Annotated in this window: 18 protein-coding genes; 13 read left to right on the top strand and 5 right to left on the bottom strand. The window is 71.9% G+C overall.

Annotated features, from left to right (window positions below; translation table 11 throughout):
- Positions 1–60: 60 nt before the first annotated feature.
- From OG207_RS17840 to OG207_RS17830, 3 genes are all read left to right on the top strand, one after another.
- Entirely contained in the window at positions 61–1692 is a 1632-nt protein-coding gene (locus OG207_RS17840; RefSeq protein ID WP_329099519.1) for a succinic semialdehyde dehydrogenase, read from the top strand.
- A gap of 12 nt (positions 1693–1704) precedes the next feature.
- Positions 1705–3486: a GMC family oxidoreductase gene (locus OG207_RS17835; RefSeq protein ID WP_329099518.1), complete on the top strand. Its 1782-nt coding sequence runs from the start codon at positions 1705–1707 to the stop codon at positions 3484–3486.
- A gap of 189 nt (positions 3487–3675) precedes the next feature.
- Complete coding sequence (locus tag OG207_RS17830; RefSeq protein WP_329099517.1) at positions 3676–5376, top strand: LPXTG cell wall anchor domain-containing protein; 1701 nt, start codon at positions 3676–3678, stop codon at positions 5374–5376.
- A 257-nt stretch (positions 5377–5633) separates the two neighbouring features.
- On the opposite strand, the gene OG207_RS17825 is transcribed toward OG207_RS17830, so the two are convergent.
- A complete protein-coding gene (locus OG207_RS17825) occupies positions 5634–5897 on the bottom strand; it encodes a chorismate mutase (protein ID WP_329099516.1) in 264 nt (87 codons plus the stop codon).
- A 179-nt stretch (positions 5898–6076) separates the two neighbouring features.
- Positions 6077–6358: a DUF7848 domain-containing protein gene (locus tag OG207_RS44075; protein ID WP_443072719.1), complete on the bottom strand. Its 282-nt coding sequence runs from the start codon at positions 6356–6358 to the stop codon at positions 6077–6079.
- A 333-nt stretch (positions 6359–6691) separates the two neighbouring features.
- Here OG207_RS44075 and OG207_RS17820 point away from each other — a divergent pair, with 333 nt between their 5' ends.
- From OG207_RS17820 to OG207_RS17795, 6 genes are all read left to right on the top strand, one after another.
- A complete protein-coding gene (locus OG207_RS17820) occupies positions 6692–7450 on the top strand; it encodes a DUF6879 family protein (RefSeq protein WP_329099514.1) in 759 nt (252 codons plus the stop codon).
- 13 nt (positions 7451–7463) lie between these two features.
- The gene (locus tag OG207_RS17815; RefSeq protein ID WP_329099513.1) at positions 7464–8327 is read left to right on the top strand and encodes a helix-turn-helix domain-containing protein; all 864 of its coding nucleotides are present in this window, start codon (positions 7464–7466) and stop codon (positions 8325–8327) included.
- Positions 8328–8397: 70 nt separating this feature from the next.
- The gene (gene guaA, locus OG207_RS17810; RefSeq protein WP_329099512.1) at positions 8398–9984 is read left to right on the top strand and encodes a glutamine-hydrolyzing GMP synthase; all 1587 of its coding nucleotides are present in this window, start codon (positions 8398–8400) and stop codon (positions 9982–9984) included.
- Positions 9985–10279: 295 nt separating this feature from the next.
- Entirely contained in the window at positions 10280–11041 is a 762-nt protein-coding gene (locus OG207_RS17805; protein WP_329099510.1) for a class II aldolase/adducin family protein, read from the top strand.
- Between the two features lie 102 nt (positions 11042–11143).
- A complete protein-coding gene (locus OG207_RS17800) occupies positions 11144–12400 on the top strand; it encodes a hypothetical protein (protein ID WP_329099509.1) in 1257 nt (418 codons plus the stop codon).
- Between the two features lie 18 nt (positions 12401–12418).
- Positions 12419–12934, top strand: a complete 516-nt coding sequence (locus OG207_RS17795) for a TQO small subunit DoxD (protein WP_329099508.1) — start codon at positions 12419–12421, stop codon at positions 12932–12934.
- Here the strand turns inward: OG207_RS17795 and OG207_RS17790 are convergent.
- Both OG207_RS17790 and OG207_RS17785 read right to left on the bottom strand, forming a co-directional pair.
- A complete protein-coding gene (locus OG207_RS17790; RefSeq protein ID WP_329099507.1) occupies positions 12880–13104 on the bottom strand; it encodes a hypothetical protein in 225 nt (74 codons plus the stop codon). The genes OG207_RS17795 and OG207_RS17790 overlap by 55 nt on opposite strands.
- A complete protein-coding gene (locus OG207_RS17785) occupies positions 13091–14428 on the bottom strand; it encodes a PspC domain-containing protein (RefSeq protein WP_329099506.1) in 1338 nt (445 codons plus the stop codon). Before OG207_RS17785 ends, OG207_RS17790 begins: the two co-directional genes overlap by 14 nt.
- Positions 14429–14559: 131 nt before the next feature.
- Here OG207_RS17785 and OG207_RS17780 point away from each other — a divergent pair, with 131 nt between their 5' ends.
- The 4 genes from OG207_RS17780 to OG207_RS17765 all read left to right on the top strand — a co-directional run bounded on the left by OG207_RS17780 (position 14560) and on the right by OG207_RS17765 (position 18982).
- The gene (locus OG207_RS17780; RefSeq protein ID WP_329099505.1) at positions 14560–15855 is read left to right on the top strand and encodes an ATP-binding protein; all 1296 of its coding nucleotides are present in this window, start codon (positions 14560–14562) and stop codon (positions 15853–15855) included.
- The gene (locus OG207_RS17775) at positions 15852–16550 is read left to right on the top strand and encodes a LuxR C-terminal-related transcriptional regulator (RefSeq protein WP_382510935.1); all 699 of its coding nucleotides are present in this window, start codon (positions 15852–15854) and stop codon (positions 16548–16550) included. The genes OG207_RS17780 and OG207_RS17775 overlap by 4 nt, the downstream gene beginning before the upstream one ends.
- A 91-nt stretch (positions 16551–16641) precedes the next feature.
- Positions 16642–17745 carry an alpha/beta hydrolase gene (locus OG207_RS17770; protein ID WP_329099504.1) on the top strand — a complete coding sequence of 368 codons (1104 nt, stop codon included), beginning with the start codon at positions 16642–16644 and terminating at the stop codon, positions 17743–17745.
- Between the two features lie 139 nt (positions 17746–17884).
- Positions 17885–18982 (top strand): NYN domain-containing protein, encoded by a 1098-nt coding sequence (locus OG207_RS17765; protein ID WP_329099503.1) that lies wholly within the window; start codon positions 17885–17887, stop codon positions 18980–18982.
- 21 nt (positions 18983–19003) lie between these two features.
- On the opposite strand, the gene OG207_RS17760 is transcribed toward OG207_RS17765, so the two are convergent.
- Positions 19004–20071 (bottom strand): C40 family peptidase, encoded by a 1068-nt coding sequence (locus OG207_RS17760; protein ID WP_329099502.1) that lies wholly within the window; start codon positions 20069–20071, stop codon positions 19004–19006.
- Between the last annotated feature and the right edge of the window lie 136 nt (positions 20072–20207).

Here is a 20207-nt window from a genome sequence, read left to right as displayed (position 1 = left end):
AGGCAAAATCCGGTTACCGGCGGGTACCCAAAGGCTGTCCGGCGCAATACGCTCACCGGCATGACGGACTCGCAGGCCCCCGCCGCCCCCCTCCGGACCGCACCGGAGCCCACCAACCCGGTCGCCCCGGCCCCGGCCGGTGCCCGCACCGCCGCCGACGTGGTGACCCCCGACCTGGTCGCCCGGCTGACCCGCGGGGTGATCGGATCGGGCCGCACCGCCAACCACACTCCCTTCACCGGGGACCGGCTGGCGGAGCTCCCGGAGGCCACCCCCGAGGACGTGGCCGAGGCCTTCGACCGGGCCCGCGCCGCCCAGCCCGCCTGGGCGGCGGTCCCCGTCGCCAAGCGGGCAGCGGTCCTGCTGCGCTTCCACGACCTGATCCTCGACCGGCAGGCCGAGGTCCTCGACCTGATCCAGCTGGAGACCGGCAAGGCCCGCCTGCACGCGCACGAGGAGGTCCAGGCGGTCGCCGTCTCGGCCCGCCACTACGGGCGCAAGGCCCCCGGCTACCTGCGCCCCAAGGGCCACACCGGCGCCATGCCCACCCTCACCAAGGTCACCGAGCTGCGCCAGCCGCGCGGGGTCGTCGGCCAGATCGCCCCCTGGAACTACCCGCTCGAACTGTCCGTCGGCGACGCCCTGCCCGCCTTCGTCTCCGGCAACGCGCTCGTCATGAAGCCCGACACCGAGACCGCGCTGACCGCCCTGTGGGCCCGCGACCTGCTGATCGAGGCCGGCCTGCCCGCCGAGGTCTTCCAGATCGTCCTCGGCGAGGGCCCCGTCGTCGGCCCGGAAGTGGTCCGGCACGCGGACTACGTCTCCTTCACCGGTTCCACCCGCACCGGCCGCGAGGTCGCGCGGGGCGCGGCCGACCGCCTCGTCGGGGTCTCCCTCGAACTCGGCGGCAAGAACGCCATGCTCGTGCTGCACGACGCCGACATCGAGAAGGCCGCCGCGGGCGCCGTCCGCGCCTGCTTCTCCTCCGCCGGACAGCTCTGCATCTCCATCGAGCGGCTCTACGTCCACGCCTCCGTCGCCGACGCCTTCGTCGAGCGGTTCGCCGCCCGTACGAAGGCCATGCGGCTCGGCGCCTCGCTCGCCTACGGCGCCGACATGGGCTCCCTGGTCGGCGAGCGCCAGCTGGAGACCGTACGGCGGCACGTGGACGAAGCCGTGGCCAAGGGCGCCACCCTCGTCGCCGGTGGTACCGCCCGCCCCGACATCGGCCCGCTCTTCTACGAGCCCACCATCCTCGACGGCGTCGAGGCCCCCATGGCGGTGTGCGGCGAGGAGACCTTCGGCCCCGTCGTCTCGATCTACCGCTTCACCGACGAGGACCGGGCGATCGCCGAGGCCAACGCCACCGCGTACGGCCTGAACTCCAGCGTCTGGACCAAGGACGCCCGCCGCGGCCACGCCGTCGCCGCCCGGCTGCGCACCGGCACCGTCAACATCAACGAGGGCTACGCCCCCGCCTACGGCAGCGCCCAGGCACCCATGGGCGGCATGAAGGACTCCGGCCTCGGCCGCCGGCACGGCTCCGAGGGCATCCTCAAGTACACCGAGGCCCAGACCGTCGCCCACCAGCGGCTGCTCCCGATGGCGCCCTCGCTGGGCATGGACGACGAGAAGTACGCGGCGTTCATGACCCGCAGCCTCAAGGTCATGAAGGCCCTCCGACTCCGCTGAAGGGGCAGCACCGTGTCTGAGTCTGAGTCGTACGACTACGACGTCATCGTCATCGGATCGGGATTCGGCGGATCGGTCTCGGCGCTGCGCCTGACCGAGAAGGGCTACCGGGTCGGCGTCCTGGAGGCCGGGCGCCGTTTCACCCGCGAGAGCCTGCCGAAGAACAGCTGGGACCTGCGCAACTACCTGTGGGCCCCGGTCCTCGGGCTGTACGGCATCCAGCGGATCCATCTGCTCGGCAACGTGATGGTGCTCGCGGGCGCCGGTGTCGGCGGCGGCTCGCTCAACTACGCCAACACGCTGTACGTGCCGCCCACCGCCTTCTTCGAGGACCGGCAGTGGGCCTCCATCACCGACTGGCACGAGGAGCTCGCCCCCTACTACGAGCAGGCCAAGCGGATGCTCGGGGTGCGCCTCAACCCGACCATGACCCCCTCCGACGTCCACCTCAAGGCGGCCGCGGCGAAGATGGGCGTCGCGGACTCCTTCCACATGGCCCCGGTCGGCGTCTTCTTCGGCGACGGCGACGACGGCGATGCCCAGCCGAAGGTCCGGCCCGGGGACGAGGTGCCCGACCCGTACTTCGGCGGCGCCGGCCCCGCCCGCAAGGCCTGTACGGAATGCGGCGAGTGCATGACCGGCTGCCGGCACGGCGCGAAGAACACCCTCAACGAGAACTACCTGCACCTCGCCGAACGCGCCGGCGCCGTCATCCACCCGATGACCACCGTCACCGCGCTCTCCGACCACCCCGGGGGCGGCTACCGCGTCCGCACCGTCCCCACCGACGGCCGCCGCCGGGGTCGGGCGAAGGTGCTGCGCGCCCGGTACGTCGTCGTCGCGGCGGGTACGTACGGCACGCAGACCCTGCTGCACACGATGAAGGACCGCGGCGAGCTCCCGCGCCTCTCGCACCGGCTCGGGGAGCTGACCCGGACCAACTCCGAGGGCCTGGTCGGCGCGCAGACCGACGACCGCCGCTACCGCAAGCGGCACGGGGGCGACCGCCGGGCCGACTTCACCCGGGGCGTGGCGATCACCTCCTCGGTCCACCCCAACGCCGACACCCACATCGAGCCCGTCCGCTACGGCAGGGGCTCCAACGCCATGGGGTTCATGACCGTCCTCCAAGTGCCCCACAGCAAGCACCGGGTCCGTGCCTGGCTCGGCCGGACCGTGCGCCACCCGGTGCAGCTGGCGCGTTCGCTGTCCAACCGGCGCTGGTCGGAGCGGACCATCATCGGCCTCGTCATGCAGTCGTTGGACAACTCGCTGACCACGTACCGCAAGCCCGGTGGGATCGGGAAGGGCCTGCTGACCGCCCGCCAGGGCCACGGTGCCCCCAACCCGGTCCAGATCGCCGAGGCCACGCAGGCCGCGACCCTGCTGGCCGAGGAGATCAACGGCTTCCCGGGCAGCAACATCGGCGAGCTGATGGGGACCCCGCTGACCGCGCACTTCCTGGGCGGCTGCCCGATCGGCGCCTCGCCCGAAGAGGGCGTGGTGGACCCGTACCACCGGCTCTACGGGCACCCGGGCATCTCGGTGGTGGACGGCTCGGCCGTCTCCGCGAACCTCGGGGTGAACCCGTCGCTGACGATCACCGCGCAGGCGGAACGGGCGATGTCGTACTGGCCGAACAACGGCGATCGGGACCCGCGGCCCGAGCAGGGGGCCGCGTATGCGCGCCTGGACGCGGTGGAGCCGGTCCGTCCGGCGGTCCCGAAGGATGCCTTCGGCGCGCTGCGGCTGCCGTTCGTGGCGGTCCCGGAGGTTCCGCCACGCAGCCCGTGAGGGACGCGCAACCGGTGCTGCGACAGCGGTGGGTACCGCGCTCCCCCTCCGAGCGCGGTACCCACCGCGGTACATACGTGACAGATGTTCAGCCTTGATGGTTGTATCGGAATCCGCCGTGCCGGGCTGTGGTGTCGATCACACGATGAAGTGTGCAACTGCGACTGATGTTCGACGGTCAACGGCTGCATGAGAAAGCGCATCTCGTTGCTGGCTGCCGGTGCCCTCGTGGCCCTGGGGCCGGCCACCGCTCCCGCACACGCCGCGGACCCCGTCTTCACCCTGGCCGGACCGGCCGGGATCGGTCTGCGCCCGTACCCCGGGCAGGGCGGTGAGCCGCAGAAGACCTCGGTGAAGTTCCGGATCGTCAACGACTCCGCCAAGACGTTCGACCGCCAGAGCACCTTCACGATCGATCTGAGCGGTCTCAAGGGCGTCGCCGACGTGCAGCTCGCCAAGGACAAGGGCGCGGACTGCAAGCTCACGGCCGCGGCCGTGACCTGCAAGCGCTGGGCGCTGTGGACGGGCGAGACCACCGTCGTGGACCTGGACCTCACCGCGGCCAAGGACAGCAAGGTCGGCGCGACCGCCGACCTGACGCTCACCGGCACGGCGGAAGGCGCCACCTTCACGTCCGCCACGACCAAGGTGCGCGTCGGCGGCCCCGACCTGGTTCTGGACCGGGCCCCGCTGAAGGCGGAGCAGAAGCCGGGCGACGAGCAGAACCTGTCGATCATCTTCGCCAACGAGGGCACCGACCCCGTCAACGGCGTGGTCCTCGAAATGCGCACCACGCACGGCATCGATCTGGTCGAGCAGTACGACAACTGCTCCTACTCCGACGACACCCCCGCGGGCCAGCCGCGGACCACGGGCTGGACCACGGTGCAGTGCCTGCTGGAAGGCGAGTACGAGCCGGACGCGGTCTACGGCGTCGACGGCCCGCTGACCCTCAAGGCCGCCCCGCACGCCTTCATCGACGGCCTGACCTACGCGGTGTACGCGGCCGGCGACCAGCCGAAGTCGGCGAAGGGCGGCGCGCCCGCGGCCGGCGACCAGGCGAAGGCGGCGAAGAACCGCGCGCCCGCGGCCGGCCACAAGCTGGCGGCGGCGAAGCAGGCCCCCAAGGCCGCGGCCCGCTCCGCCCAGCCGGCGCCCGACCTCGACCCCTGGAACAACATCCGGGAGTTCGACTTCACGACGCGCAACACCGCCGATCTGGTGGCCACGGGCGTGTCCCTCAAGGGCGGGGTCGGCGAGACGGTCACCGCCGACTTCGGCTTCCGCAACGACGGCCCCGCGTGGGTCGCCCACCTGCGCTCCGGCGAGGACGTCGCCCGTACCGACATCGTCATCCCGGCGGGCGCGAAGGTCACCAAGGTCCCGGCCGGCTGCACGGGGGTCAACGCCGACGGCACCCACCGCGAGCAGACCCTGGGCGCGCCGCGCTACTTCTGTTCCACCGGCCATGTCGTGGGGGAGAAGGAGACGTTCGCCTACCCGTTCCAGCTGAAGATCGAGAAGGTCGTGGCGGACGCCAGGGGCTCGATCACGGTCGGCGCATGGACGCCGGAGGGCACCACGGGCCAGCGTTGGGACCCGAACCACGCCAACAACAAGGCGGCCTTCGTGATCAATGCGAAGGGCAGCGGACCGGCCCCGACCCCGACCGCCACCACCTCGGCCACGCCGGCCCCGACCGGCTCCGCGACGCCCACCGCGACCGCCTCGCCGAGCACCTCGGCCACCGGTACGGGCGTCACGGCGAACGGCGGCCTCGCCTCCACCGGCAGCTCCGCCCGGACGATCGCGCTCGGCGGCGCGGTGCTCCTGGCCGTCGGCGGCGGGCTGTTCCTGGCGTTCCGCCGCAAGGCGGGCGGGCACGCGTAACGCGCGACGACGCAGAACGGCCGGCCCGGGGCGTCCCCCGGGCCGGCCGTCCTCTACGGGGTGACCGGGCTGCTGTCCCCTGCCGTCCGGTCACGCGAAGGAGCGAGGTCCCACGACGTACGCTCCACGGGGCGTGCGTCTCATCGCTCCAGCGGATCCACGCATGGTGTTGCGGTTCCGCGGCTGGCTGACGCGGACACCCTCACCAACGAAGGGCCCCGGGGCCGGTCACGGCCCGGACGGGTGACGAACAGCCGTCACACGCGTCCCCGGCACAGCTCCAGCAGGGTCATGGCGAGGGCGGTGCCGGGCTTTCCGAGCGCATCGATCCAGTGGGACAGCACCTCCATCTCGCGCGACAGGTGCACCCGGCGCCCGCCGGACGCGATCCGGGCGTCCTGGATGACCGTCGAGACGGCCATCCGTTCCTGGATCAGGCCGATGATCCGGTCGTCGAGGGCGTCGATGCGCGTACGGGAGTCGGCGATCAGCTGCTCGGGGGTGGTGGTGATCGTGGTCATGGTCTCTCCTGAAGGTGTGTGCCGACAGGAGCGGAAACGCCAGAGCGCCCCGGTCCTGTCGGACCGGGGCGCTCTGGGAAGTCAGTGGCTCAAGCGAGCATCACGAGGACCCATGGCGACCGGACCGACCGGTGCCATAGGTAAAGACGAAGCTCAGCTGCTTGCGCATGGCGCGAACACTACCTTCCGTCTCCTTCCGGACCAATCGCGTTCGGATGGTGAGACGGTTCAGAGGCGCGCGTGACGCGCGCGTGGTCCGTGTACACGCGCCGGAAGAGGTGGTGGCCGGTCCCCCCTGTGTGCCGCAGCGCCCAGTCCTGCGCTGCTCCTTGCTCGTCCTGCGGCCCGGACTCCGCCCCGCAGCGGTACGCCGTGCAGAAGACCTCGTAGGTGACGCCGCCTTCAGGCGCGTGCCGAATGGTGTGGGCGACGAACCGGAGCTTCACTCGCGGGCTCAGCATCGGCTGCGCCCACGGTGAGCGACGATCTCCACGTTGTAGTCCGATACCGCCGAGCGGTCACTCCGCCGGTGGGCCTCCGAGCGCTGGTTCGCCAGTGCTGCGCACACGTCGCAGCCTGCGGCCGGTCTCGGAGCCTCTGATGGAAGTGACAGGTGCACAGGCGGGCTCATGGTGGTCAGAGATGCCATGAACGGCACCCTAGAGACAGTCGGTTGGGGCCACGCGAGACTATTCTCGATTATTCCTCTGCCGGGCTTGGCCATGCATCGACATTCCTGTGTGGCAGCCGACATCCTTTGAAGCCGGAGCTGGCGCGGCGAAGGGGCAGGACCGATGGCACGCAGGTTGCGCTTCAACGGTACGGGCAGCGGTGAAGGCGGCTGTCCCGCCGTGCACGAAGATCTCGACAGCGGAGAGGTCGTAGTCCACGGACCGCCGCTCACCGATCCCGATGACGTCGCCCAGCTGCGCCACCTCTCCCCAGGTGAGGCGGCGATCGTGGTTCCGCGTGAACTGCTCGTCGACTTCGGCCCCAAGGAGGTCGTCCGCGTGCCCCGCATCATCGACCTGGATTCCTTCGGGAGTCTGTTCGAGAACTTTGAGCACACCGCGTGGCGGCTGGAGACGCGCCGTCGGTACGCCTCGGACGAAGCCACCGACACGTACGCCCAGTTCCTGCGGGGCGAGAGTCCGTCATGGGACATGGAAACTGCGTGGAGCACGATCATGCGGCAGAAGACATCGGGCGGGGCCACCGTTGGTCGCGTACGCGTTGTCGACAGCCAACCGACTTCGGGGCAGCGCTACCTCATGGCCCACACCGAGAAGAACGCCGCGCTCGGGGAGGAGATCCGCAACCTGTGGCGTGCAGATGCCGAGCGGCTGCGGCTGCCGACCGAGGATTTCTGGATCTTCGATTCCCGGCTCGTCGCCGTGCTGAATTTCGACGACGGTGACGACCTGCTCGACGTTGAGTTGATCACTGAGCCGGTTGAGGTCAACCGCTATGCCCAGGTGCGGGACACGGCCTGGCATTACGCCGTTTCGTACGAGACGTTCGCCGCAGGACTGGCGGCAGCCGAACGGCAGTGAGCGTGGGCAACCGGTGAGTACCGACTTCCAGCAGGCGAGAGCGGCCCTCGGCGTAAGGCTGCGGGAGCTGCGTCAGGCCTGCCCCGGGAGCCGGCTCACCGGTACGGCGCTGGCGGCGCGCCTCGGCTGGACGCAGTCGAAGGTCAGCAAGCTGGAGACGGGCCGGCAGACAGCCACGGCCGAAGACCTGAGGGCGTGGGCGGCAGGAGTCGAGCAACCGGAAGCGGCGGAGGAGCTGCTGTCCCGGCTGCGCGGACTGGAGTCCCGTGTCCGTTCATGGCGCCGCCAGCTGGCCGGGGGACTTCGGCCCGTACAGGATGTGCACAACCAGGCGCAGGCGGACGCGCGTGTGCTCCGCGCGTGGGAATCGTCCTGGGTCGTCGGAGTGCTTCAGACGCCCGACTACGCGCGTGCGGTCCTCAGCCGCTTCGCGGAGCTGCACCAGACGACCAGGGACATAGAAGAAGCCGTGCTTTCCCGGATGAAGCGGCAAGAGGGACTGTACGACGCCGGAAAGCGCTACCGGATCCTGTTGTGGGAAGCGGTCCTGCACGCTCGGATCTGTCCGCCCTCGGTACTCGCCGCCCAGCTCGACCGCCTGCAAGGCGTGATCGGCCTCGACACCGTGGAACTGGGGATCGTTCCCCTTGGAGCACCCCTGCAGATCCCCCCAGGACTCGGATTCTGGATCTACGACGACCGGCAGGTGGTCGTGGAAACCTGGCACGCAGAGCTCTGGCTGGACGACACCGACGGCGTCGCCACCCACCTCCGGGTCTGGCAGGCCCTTCGTGAATCCGCCGCCTTCGGGGCGGACGCACAGCGTGTGATCAGCCGGGCACGTCAGGCAGTGGGGGTGCCGGGATTCGGATGGTGAGACGAAGAGGGGGTGGCGTCCCCCGTTAGAATCGACAAAACAGCCACCTCTTCCGCCGGAAGGCCGCCCCGTGCCAGAAGCACCCTCCGCCGCCCACGACAGCGCCCCGGACACGGTTCTCGTCGTCGACTTCGGCGCCCAGTACGCCCAGCTCATCGCCCGCCGCGTCCGCGAAGCACGGGTCTACAGCGAGATCGTGCCGAGCTCGATGCCGGTCGACGAGATGCTGGCCAAGAACCCCAAGGCGATCATCCTCTCCGGCGGCCCGTCCTCCGTGTACGAGGAGGGCGCCCCGCAGCTCGACCGCGCGATCTTCGAGGCCGGCGTCCCCGTCTTCGGCATGTGCTACGGCTTCCAGCTGATGGCGGTCACCCTCGGTGGCACCGTCGACAACACCGGCGCCCGCGAGTACGGCCGCACCCCGCTGGCCGTCTCCAAGCCGGGCTCCACCCTCTTCGAGGGCACCCCCGACAACCAGTCGGTGTGGATGTCCCACGGCGACGCCTGCTCCGCCGCCCCCGAGGGCTTCACCGTCACCGCGTCGACGAACGTCGTCCCCGTAGCGGCCTTCGAGAACGACGAGAAGAAGCTGTACGGCGTGCAGTACCACCCCGAGGTGATGCACTCCACGCACGGCCAGCAGATCCTCGAGCACTTCCTCTACCGCGGCGCGGGCCTCGCCCCCACCTGGACCACCGGCAACATCGTCGAGGAGCAGATCGCGGCGATCCGCGAGCAGGTCGGCGACAAGCGCGCCATCTGCGGCCTCTCCGGCGGCGTGGACTCCGCCGTCGCCGCGGCCCTCGTGCAGAAGGCCATCGGCTCGCAGCTGACCTGCGTCTACGTCGACCACGGCCTGATGCGCAAGGGCGAGACCGAGCAGGTCGAGAAGGACTTCGTCGCCGCCACCGGCGTGCAGCTGAAGGTCGTCGACGCGCAGGAGCGCTTCCTGACCGCGCTCGCCGGCGTGTCCGACCCGGAGACCAAGCGCAAGATCATCGGCCGCGAGTTCATCCGCGTCTTCGAGCAGGCCCAGCTGGAGATCCTCCAGGAGGACGGCCCCGCGGTCGCCTTCCTCGTGCAGGGCACCCTGTACCCGGACGTCGTCGAGTCCGGCGGCGGCACCGGCACCGCCAACATCAAGTCCCACCACAACGTGGGCGGGCTTCCCGACGACATCGAGTTCGAGCTCGTCGAGCCGCTGCGCCAGCTGTTCAAGGACGAGGTCCGGATGGTCGGCCAGGAGCTCGGCCTGCCCGACGAGATCGTCCAGCGCCAGCCCTTCCCGGGCCCCGGCCTCGGCATCCGCATCGTCGGCGAGGTCACCAAGGAGCGCCTGGACCTGCTCCGCGAGGCCGACGCCATCGCCCGTCACGAGCTGACCGCGGCCGGCCTGGACCGTGAGATCTGGCAGTGCCCGGTCGTGCTGCTCGCGGACGTCCGCAGCGTCGGCGTCCAGGGCGACGGCCGCACCTACGGCCACCCGATCGTGCTGCGCCCCGTCTCCTCCGAGGACGCGATGACCGCGGACTGGACGCGCATGCCGTACGAGGTGCTCGCCCGGATCTCGACCCGCATCACCAACGAGGTGCCGGAGGTGAACCGGGTGGTCCTCGACTGCACGAGCAAGCCCCCGGGCACCATCGAGTGGGAATGACGCCGCAGCCGTGACGCGGCGTAGTACGCTTCGATCCTGCTTCGGCAGCGGTCAGGGCTTGGCCGTGATGAGGGGTTTCGACCCCAAGTGAGAAGCCCCCTCGTGTGTGCGCGAGGGGGAGGAGTCACCGAGTGGGAGTAGTCCTTTTAGATCCCCACACGCCGCGCGCCCCCAGGGTCGCGCACCCTGCTGAAGCCGCCGCCCCCGCTGGTGCGGCGGCTTCGCCGTTCCTCTGGCCACTTGGCAGGGCCCCGGGTACCTTGCGCGGCGAACCGAGCCGTTCGAAGGAGCGCCCATGCCGGACCGGCCCCTACCCGTGCCCGTGGAGCGGCTGGGCCTCGAGATGCCGCCCGTGCACGACACCGTCGACGCGGCGCGCGCCCACCGCAAGGAGCGGCTCGCCGAGGCGCTGCGGCTGCTGGGGCGCCTCGGGTACGAGGACGGGGTGGCGGGGCAGATCACCGCGCGGGACCCGGAGTTCGAGGACTGCTACTGGGTGAACCCCTTCGGCCGGGCCTTCACCGCGCTCACCGCCGCCGACCTGCTGCTGGTCGACGGGGACGGGCGGGTGGTCCGGGGCGGGCACCGGGTCAACCAGCTGGCCTTCGCCGTGCACGCCGCGGTCCACCGCAGGCGGCCCGAGGTGGTCGCCGTCGTCCGCGCGCAGGGCCCGTACGGGCGGGCCCTCGCGGCCCTGGGCGAACTGCTGGCCCCGATCACCGAGGAGGCCTGCGCCTTCTACGAGGACCACGCGCTCCTCGACGAGTACTCCGGGGCGGACGAGCCGGAGCGGACCGCGCTCGCACTCGGCCCGTACAAGGCACTGGTCCTGCGCAACCGGGGACTGCTGACGGTGGGGGACTCGGTGGACGCCGCGGTCTGGTGGTTCATCGAGGCGGAACGGGCCGCACAGGTGCAGCTGATCGCCCGGGCCGCCGGCAAGCCGGTGCCCATCGACCACCGCGCCGCGACCTCGACCCGCGAGCGGTTCGGGTCCGATCTGGCCGCGTGGGTGAGCTACCAGCCGCTCAGAGAGCTGGTGGCGTCAACATCATGAACCGTTAATCACCTGCTCTGACATCGTGCGCAATCCGGAGCACTGCCGCAGTGGTGCACAATTCGCTGGCATTGCACCGTAGTTCAGAGAGGCGGCACGTACGTGGCTGTCCAAGAGATGTCCCGAGGTACCCACACCACCGCCTGCGCCTGCGACGAGTGCGCCCGCGAGGGCCACCGCCGCGCGGTGACGGCGTTCCTGGAGAAGCGCGACGAGTTCGCCTCCGGGCAGGGCGTGCCGGCCGCCGTGGCCCATTCGCTCGGCGCCTCCCGCCAGTGGGTCTCCGACGAGCTGACCCTGTCGGCCCGCACCGTCGCCGACCGGGGCCGGGAGGCCGGGAACTCCTGGCTGTACCTGTTCTCGCGGCGGGCCGTCCTCGCCATCTGGATCGCCGCCGGGGTCCTGCTGCTGGTGCAGGTCGCCGCCGCGCTCGGCACCGGCTGGTCCACGGCGCGCACCGCCGGGCTGCTGGCGGCCCTGGTGCTGGCCGGACTGCTCACGGTCGCGGCCCGCGCCCAGTCCGTGCGCGGCGGGCTGCTGGCCCCGCTGGTCGGGGAGGACAACCGGCTGTCCACCTCGAAGGCGGTGCCCACCGCCTGGGTGGTGCTGACGGCCTTCGCCACGCTGCTGCCCGCGCTGCGGCTGGCCGCCTCGGCGCCCGGACCCGAACGGCAGGCGCTGTACGCCGGCCTCGCGCTGGACCGGGCGCTGCCGCTGCTGGCGGTGGTCTCGCTGACCTCGGCCGTCGCGGTGCTGGTCCGCCGCGTGGTCTCCGTACGGATCATGGGCCAGCGGCTGCAGAAGCTGCCGGCCGACCGACCGCGCGGGGCGGACCTCCTGACGGACGACGCGGGCCGCGGGAGCTTCCCGGACGCGCAGTACGTCCTGGTCTCGACGGTGGTGCTCGCCTACGCGACGGCCTCGCTGGCGCGCTTCCCCGCCCGGCTGCCGCAGCTGCCCTGGGCGCTGGCCCTGCTGGTGGCCCTGTCGGCCGCCGTGTACCTGGCGGCGAAGTACGCGGAGGGCAGCCGCCCACTGGTGCTGTCGGTGGTGCGCAGACGCGAGCCCGGGGATCTGGACGCGGCCGTCCGCCCGGGGGACGACATCGAGATCCGGGGCGTGGGTTTCGTGCCGCCCGGGGCGCAGACGCCGGAGATGCTGGCCCGTCTGGTGGTACGGATCGGGGCGGTGCACGTGCACGTGCCGCTGGTCCCGGTGGCGGGCGGATTCACCAATCCTTCCGACTCCGTGCTGACCGTGCCGGTCCCGGCGGAGGTGGAGCCGGGGCGCGTCGAGATCCAGGTGGTCACGGCCGCGGGGGTGGAATCCAACCGCTGCACCATCGATGTTGCCGAGTGATCGGGGTACACATGTCGCGTGAACCGAACCGATGTTCTTGAAACCGACGCCCCTCGCGAGGTCGTGGGCCTGCGCGAGCTGGCCTCCCGGCACGCGCTGCTGCCCCTGCGGCTCTTCCTCGGCGTGACCTTCGTGTACGCCGGTCTCGACAAACTGACCGACCCGGCGTTCCTCTCCGCCTCCGGCGACGGCTCCATCGGCGACCAGATGCGCGGGGTGCGCGACACCTCCGCGATCCCCGGCCTCGTGGACCTGTCGCTGAACTCGCCCGTCGGCTTCGCCGTCGCCCTGGCCATCGGGGAGATCCTGGTCGGCCTCGGGGCCCTGGCCGGCCTGCTGACCCGCATCGCGGCCGTCGGCGGGGCGCTGATCGCGCTCAGCCTGTGGCTCACGGTGTCGTGGGCGGTGACCCCGTACTACTACGGCAACGACCTGATCTACCTGATGGCGTGGACCCCGCTGATCCTCGCCGGGGCGCCCTACCTGTCGCTGGACTCGGTGATCCGGTCGCGCCTGTCCCGGCGTACGGCGTAGGTCACCAGCCCGACGAGCGCGGCGAGGGCGAGCCCGCCCATGGTGATCGGGACGACCGCGAACCAGGGCAGGTCCGCCTCGCCGGTGCCGTCGAGCAGGTAGAGCACGCCCGCCACCACCAGGACCAGTCCCGCGATCAGCCGTCCCGGCTGGAACTCATGACGCCGCACGGGCCACCTCCACCTGTCCGAAGTCCGCACCGAGGTGCAGTTCGATCGTCCCGCCGGCCTCGGTGCCGGGAGCCGGCTCGAGGGTTTCCGTACGGTTCTGCTCCCCGGGCCCGGCCCGCTCGATGCGGCCCGCGTAGTCGCCGGGCAGTTGGATGTCGCCCGCCCGCCGGACGGTGACGTCGGCCAGCGCGGTGACCTCCCTGGGCAGGACCACCTTGAGCCGGCCAGCTTCGATGGACGCCTCGACGGCCACCTTGGTGCCCTTCGGCACGTCCAGGCGGCTCAGGTCCAGCGTGGCGAGCCCGGTGCCCGCTTCGTACACGGGCTTCACGTCGGCCACCGCGGCCGGACGCCATTCGACCTCGCGCCAGTCCGTGCTGATCTCCCGTGGCAGGACGGCCGCGCCCGCGAGCAGGCCCGCGGTGCACACGGCCAGTACGACCGTGCCGAAGCCCGTGCGTCCCAGCAGGGAGCTGACCGCGAGGCCCAGACCGAAGACGACCAGCGCGGCGGCGAGCCCGGTCTGCAGGGCCTCGCCGAGCGGATTGCCCTCCCAGGTGGCGGCGGTCCCCGCGACCCCGGCGAGCAGCGCCAGCACGAAGACCCGGCCGCCGATGCCGCCGATGCCGCTGCGCGGACGGGTCGGGGCGGCGGGCGCCTTCGCGGCCGCCGGGGTGCGGCCGGGTACCACCGGGTCCGCCGAGTCGTCGGGCCCCCACAGGTACCCCGTCCCGCCGACCGGACCGGTCGTGCCGTCCTTGACCAGCGGGTCCCGCCACCAGGACGGTCCGCCGGGGACGGGCGGAGCCTTCGTCTCCGGCGGGGCGGGCGAGTGCGCGGCCCGGGGGACGCTGCCGACCGCCTCGGGCGCCTGCGCCTCGGGCCCGCCGGTGTGCCGCTTGCGCTGCGACCAGTACGAGGCCCCGCCCAGCGCCAGGACGACCAGCACCGAGAAGGCCGCCAGCCCGCCGTTGTCCAGCATCGACAGGAACAGCGCGCAGCCCACCAGCGCGGCGAACACCGCTGCCAGCGTGGCCCCCTCGACCCGGCCGGTCAGCAGCTTCTTCGCCTCGCTGTCCTCCTCGCCCTCCAGGGGGAGCAGCAGCCACGCGAAGCCGTAGAAGATCAGACCGACGCCGCCGGTGACCGCGAGGACACCGAGGACGATGCGGAAGACCACCGGGTCCAGGTCGAAGTACCGGCCGAGGCCGCCGCACACGCCCGCGAGGACCTTGTCGCGCTTGCTGCGGCGCAGGAGCGGCCTGCCGTCGGCGGCCCGCGGGGCCCCGGACCCGGCCGGCGGGGCGTCGTGTACTTCGGTCATGGGTCCATGGTGACGGGCCGCAGGAGCGGACGGCACCGGGCCCTACCCTGGTGCAACCCTGATATCCCCCCGGTACAAGTGGGGGGATGCCCTGATGACCGGCCCCCGCCGGGCGTGTGACCCTTGGTGACATGCCCGTAGCCGCCGCTCCCCGAACCCCGCACGCACCGGACGCCGACGAGGTGCCGCAGCGCAAGCTCTACCGCAGCGCCGACGGTCGGATGCTCGGCGGTGTCGCGCGCGGTCTCGCCGGGCACCTCGGGCTTCCGGTGGGCTGGGTCCGCCTGGCGTTCCTCCTGCTGTTCATGTGGGGCGACGGGCTGGGCGTGCTGCTGTACGCCGCGTTCTGGGTCTTCGTACCGCTCGGCGTCGGCGGCCGGACCGGACACCGCTCCTTCTTCGAGACCTTCCCCGACGGCACGCGTCGGGTGCGCAAGCCCGACCGGGGGCAGATCACCGCGCTGATCGCCCTGTTCATCGGTGCCGGCATCTTCATCTCCAAGGTCCAGCTCGGCGGCGCGTCCGGCCGGTACGTGTGGCCGACGCTGCTGGTCGGGGCCGGGGTGGTGCTCGTGTGGCGGCAGGCCGACAACGCCCGCCGCGCCCACTGGTCCACGGCCGCCGAACGGCGCGGACGCCTCTTCCAGGTCGCGCGGGCCCTCGCCGGCGTCGTCCTGGTCGGGATGGGCCTGACCGTCTTCATCGTCGTACGGGGCTCCGCCGCACAGCTCGGCAACGTTCTCACCGCCACCCTCGCCGTCCTCGTCGGCGTGGCCCTGCTCGCCGGACCCTGGCTGATCCGGATGACCCAGGACCTGTCGGAGGAACGCCTGATGCGCATCCGCGCCCAGGAGCGCGCCGAGGTTGCCGCCCACGTGCACGACTCGGTGCTGCACACCCTGACCCTGATCCAGCGCAACGCGGAGGACGTCTCCGAGGTGCGCCGCCTCGCGCGGGCGCAGGAACGCGAACTGCGGAACTGGCTGTACAAGCCCGAGGGCACCGGCAAGGACGAGGCGCAGGAGCCGGCCACCCTCGCGGAGGCCGTGAAGAAGACCGCCGCCGAGGTGGAGGACCACCACGGCGTCCCCATCGAGGTCGTGGTCGTCGGTGACTGCCCGCTCGACGAGCGGCTCGCGGCACAGATCCAGGCCGCGCGCGAGGCGATGGTCAACGCCGCCAAGTACGGTGGCGAGGGCGGGCCCGTACAGGTGTACGCGGAGGTGGAGGGGCAGACCGTGTTCGTGTCCGTACGGGACCGGGGACCGGGCTTCGACATCGACGCGGTACCCGGCGACCGCATGGGCGTACGAGAATCGATCATCGGCCGGATGCAGCGCAACGGCGGGACCGCACGGCTGCGGTCCGCGCCCGACGGCGGCACGGAAGTCGAGCTGGAGATGGAGAGGGCGGCGAACACAGGATGACCGAGGCCGGGGAGAACGCAGGCGTGGGGGAGACCAGGCGCGTCCGGGTGGTGCTCGTCGACGACCACCGGATGTTCCGTACGGGGGTGCAGGCCGAGATCGGCGAGACCGACCGGACGGGCGTCGAGGTCGTCGGCGAGGCGGCCGACGTCGACCAGGCCGTCACCGTCATCACCGCCACCCGGCCCGAGGTGGTCCTGCTCGACGTGCACCTGCCCGGCGGCGGCGGCGTCGAGGTGCTGCGGCGCTGCGCCCCGCTGATGGCGGCGGCCGTGAACCCCGTGCGGTTCCTGGCGCTGTCGGTGTCGGACGCGGCCGAGGACGTCATCGGGGTCATCCGGGGCGGTGCGCGCGGGTACGTCACCAAGACCATCACCGGCACCGACCTGGTGGACTCGGTCTTCCGGGTCCAGGACGGGGACGCGGTGTTCTCGCCGCGGCTGGCGGGCTTCGTGCTCGACGCGTTCGCCTCGACGGATGCGCCGCCGGTCGACGAGGACCTGGACCGGCTCACGCAGCGCGAGCGCGAGGTGCTGCGGCTGATCGCGCGCGGGTACGCGTACAAGGAGATCGCCAAACAGCTCTTCATCTCGGTGAAGACGGTCGAGTCGCACGTCTCGGCCGTCCTGCGCAAGCTCCAGCTCTCCAACCGGCACGAGCTGACCCGCTGGGCGACGGCCCGCCGCCTGGTCTGAGCCCCGGGCAGAGGTCTGACCTGCGGTGTGACCCACGCCGCAGGCCGACCTGGCAACCGGGAGCGCGCACATCGCCCTCTAGGGTGGCGTGATGAGCTTGACCGGTACACCCTTCTTCGCGACGGTGATCGCCCTGACGGTGATCGCCGTCGTCCTTCCGCTGGCCGTGTGGAGCAAGGTGCGCGGCCCGGCCGCCGTCCGCACCATTCTGCGCGCCCTGATGGTGGTGTTCGCCCAGGTCACAGCCGTTGCCGTGGTGTTCGTCGCGGTGAACCGGGCCGAGCACTTCTATGCCTCCTGGAGCGACCTGCTAGGCACCGGCAAGTACGTCACGGCCGCCCCCGACCTCGGCCCGGACGGTCTCGGCGGCAAGAAGGTCGAAGAGGCGCCGAAGGTCAAGCAGCAGTTCCAGCCGGTGGACGGGGTCGGCGGGCGGGTTCAGAAGACCGAGCTCGACGGCAAGATCTCCGGGGTCAAGGGCGATGTCATGGTGTGGCTGCCGCCGCAGTACGACGACCCGGCCTACAAGGACAAGAAGTTCCCGGTGATCGAGCTGATACCGGGCATACCGGGCACGGGGAAGTCCTGGTTCCAGGGGCTCAAGGCGCACGAGGTGCTGGAGCCGCTGATGAAGAGCGGCAAGGTGCAGCCGTTCATCCTGGTCTCGCCGCGCGCCATGCTGCTCGGCAACGGCGACACCGGCTGCGCCAACATCCCCGGCAAGGTCAACGCGGACAGCTGGTTCAGCGTCGACGTCCGCAAGATGGTCGTCGACAACTTCCGGGCCTCGGACGAGGCCCGCACCTGGGGCGTGGCCGGCTACTCGGCCGGCGCCTACTGCGCCGCCAAGCTCGCGATCGCCCACCCCGACCGCTACAGCGCCGCCGTTTCCCTCTCCGGCTACAACGACCCGGGGCAGGAGCCCTCGTCGCTGGTCGCCAAGGACCCCGAACTGCGCAAGACGCACAACCTGAAGAACTGGCTCCAGGCCGCGCCCACCCCGCCCGCGGTGTCGCTGTGGATGTCGGGGGCCGAGCAGGACGGCTACCTGTCCGGTACGGACCTCAAGGCGATCGCCAAGAGCCCGACCGTGGTGCACGCGGAGAAGGTCGTCGGCGGGCACAACCTCGAATCGTGGTCCAAGCAGCTGCCGCAGACCTTCGGCTGGCTGAGCGGCGTGGTCAAGGCCCCGTAGCCCGCGCCCGGCCCTGCGTCCGCCGATCGGCGGACGGCCCCGCGGATCCCGCCGCCGATCTCTGCCGGTCGGCCGATGTGCCCGGCCCCCGCTGGCCGGGAGTCTGGTCCCAGGACGAAATCCAAGGGGGACCAGGGTCATGGCACATGCGGTGAACTGCAGGAACGAGCAGGTCAAGGCGGCGGTGCGCCGCCGGTGGTGGTCGGGTTGGCCCCGCTGGGCCCCGTACGCGGCGGCCGCGTGGTCCCTCGCCTACGGACTGGCCGGGCTGTACTGGGCCTTGGGCGGCGCCGGTTACCCGTTCGGGCCGGTTCCCGAGGACCGCTCGACCGGATCGATCCTCGAACCGAGCCCGGCCGCCGTCGTGAGCCCGATCATTGCCGCGCTCGGCCTCGCGGGGGCGGTCTGCGGGGTGCTCATGGCACGCCGCCCGGCGAGCGGCAGCGCCGCCCGGCGGTTCCTGCTCGGCTTCGGCTGGGCGCAGGCCCTCGCGCTCACGGTGGTGCTGCAGGACTACACGCTGATCGCCGTGGTCGCCTTCGCGCCGCTCCTGGTGGTGTTCGCCTTCACCGGGGTGCCCGGCCCGCAGGACGGCGTCGGCGACATCCTCTACTGGCACCGGGACAACCTGCTGGTCCTGTTCCTGGGCGGGGTGCTCTGGACCCTGGCCGTGCTGGCCCACCAGCGGCGCACCCGCGGACTGTGCGTGCACTGCGGGCGCGGCGGACGGGCCGCGGCCTGGACCGCGCCGGAGTCGGCGGCCCGTTGGGGGCGCAGGGCCGTAACTGTCGCCGTGCTGTCGAGCATCCCGTACGACGTGACCCGGGTGGCCTGGTTCTTCGGCTACCCGTTGGGCATTACCGACGCGTTCATGCAGGACATGCAGGACACCCCGGGCATGCTCGGGATCGGGCTGGGCCTCGCGATCGCGTCGACCGTCGGCGGCGTGCTGACCCACGGGCTGGTCGCGCGCTGGGGCGAGGTCTGGCCGCGGTGGGTGCCGTTCAAGGCGGGCCGGCCGGTCGCCCTCGCCACCGCGATCGTCCCGGCCCTGCTGGTGTCCGTGGTGCTCGTACCCGGCGGCCTCCAGATGATCCGGGGCGGGGACCAGCCCTTCGGCTGGGGGACCAACTACCCCGCGATGCTGTGGGTGCCGTGGGGCGTCGCGCTGGGCGCCGCGACCCTCGCCTACTACTTCCGTCGGCGCGGCACCTGCGGCCACTGCGCCCGGGGATGAGCGGGCCCTTCCGGGCCGGGGTCACGCGGGGCGGGAGGCGCCGGCCCAGGGCATCGAGTCGATCGGCGCGAGCCGGACCGTTGATCCGGGGCGCGGGGCGTGGATCATCTGGCCGTTGCCGACGTAGAGGCCGACGTGGGTGACCCCGGAGTAGAAGAACACCAGGTCGCCGGGGGCCAGCTGGTCGCGGGACACGCGCCGGCCGGCGTTGATCTGGGTGTAGGTGGTGCGGGGCAGGGAGACCCCGGCCGAGCGCCAGGCCGCCTGGGTCAGGCCGGAGCAGTCGAAGGACCCCGGGCCCGTCGCGCCCCAGACGTACGGCTTGCCGATCGCCCCGTGCGCGAAGGCCACGGCGCGGGCCGCGCGCGAACCGTCGGACGGGGGCGGGAGCGTGCCGCCCCGCGACGGAACGGGGACGGAGGCTGCGGGAGCGGCGGTCGGCCCGCCGGACGACTGGGCTTCGTAGGCGGCCCGTTCCTCGGCGGTGAGTCGGGCCAGCAGGTTCTTGGCGGCGGTCAGCTTCTCCTCGGCCTCCGCCTTGTGGGCGGCGAGTTCGTCCTGGCGGGTGCGAAGTTCGGCGAGGTGCCCGGTGGCCCGCTCGCGGAGCTTGCCGACCTCGTCGAGCCGGCGGCGCACGGTGGTGATCCCGGCGGCGTTGCGGTCCCCGGCGCGGGAGATGAAGGCGGCCTGGGAGAGGTACTCCTGGGGGTCGGACGCCAGCGCGAGCTGGACGGTGGTGCCCAGGGAACCGCTGCGGTACTGGGAGGCGGCGAGCGTTCCGAGCGCGCTGCGGGCGGTGTTGAGCTGGTCGGTCTTGCGGGCGGTCTCCTCGCGCAGTCCGGTCAGTGTGCGTTCGGCCTCGTCCGCCCGTTCCTTCGCCCCGTTGTACCGCTCGGTCGCCGCCTCGGCCTCCTCGTAGAGCCGGTCCACCTCCGACGTGACCTGGGCGAGGGTGGGCCGGGGGTCGGCCTGGGCGGCGCCTTCGAAGGCGGTGGCGGTGGCAGCGCCCGCGAGGGCGAGGGTGGCGGCGGTCGTCCGAACCGGGCCGCCGGAGAGCGGGCGCTGCCTGGGCTTTCGATGACTGGCCACCAGGGCCTCACGTCCTTCCTCTGTCGGTGCCTGGAGGAGGACGCTAGACCCGCAGGTAACGGGCGGATGACGAGATGACCGCAAGTGGCCCGATCCGACCGGAGCTGGCTGCAGAGGACCGGAATGGATCGTTCCG

It is taken from the genome of Streptomyces sp. NBC_01439, assembly GCF_036227605.1.
Classification (GTDB): domain Bacteria; phylum Actinomycetota; class Actinomycetes; order Streptomycetales; family Streptomycetaceae; genus Streptomyces.
The sequence above is the reverse complement of the archived record's forward strand: the minus strand, read 5'-3'. Positions and strand labels throughout refer to the sequence as shown.

Coding starts and splice junctions, on each gene's coding strand:
- OG207_RS17840 (WP_329099519.1), top strand. CDS start 61: ATGACGGACTCGCAGGCCCCCGCCGCCCCCCTCCGGACCGCACCGGAG.
- OG207_RS17830 (WP_329099517.1), top strand. CDS start 3,676: ATGAGAAAGCGCATCTCGTTGCTGGCTGCCGGTGCCCTCGTGGCCCTG.
- OG207_RS17825 (WP_329099516.1), bottom strand. CDS start 5,897: ATGACCACGATCACCACCACCCCCGAGCAGCTGATCGCCGACTCCCGT.
- OG207_RS44075 (WP_443072719.1), bottom strand. CDS start 6,358: ATGCTGAGCCCGCGAGTGAAGCTCCGGTTCGTCGCCCACACCATTCGG.
- OG207_RS17820 (WP_329099514.1), top strand. CDS start 6,692: ATGGCACGCAGGTTGCGCTTCAACGGTACGGGCAGCGGTGAAGGCGGC.
- OG207_RS17805 (WP_329099510.1), top strand. CDS start 10,280: ATGCCGGACCGGCCCCTACCCGTGCCCGTGGAGCGGCTGGGCCTCGAG.
- OG207_RS17785 (WP_329099506.1), bottom strand. CDS start 14,428: ATGACCGAAGTACACGACGCCCCGCCGGCCGGGTCCGGGGCCCCGCGG.
- OG207_RS17780 (WP_329099505.1), top strand. CDS start 14,560: ATGCCCGTAGCCGCCGCTCCCCGAACCCCGCACGCACCGGACGCCGAC.
- OG207_RS17775 (WP_382510935.1), top strand. CDS start 15,852: ATGACCGAGGCCGGGGAGAACGCAGGCGTGGGGGAGACCAGGCGCGTC.
- OG207_RS17770 (WP_329099504.1), top strand. CDS start 16,642: ATGAGCTTGACCGGTACACCCTTCTTCGCGACGGTGATCGCCCTGACG.
- OG207_RS17765 (WP_329099503.1), top strand. CDS start 17,885: ATGGCACATGCGGTGAACTGCAGGAACGAGCAGGTCAAGGCGGCGGTG.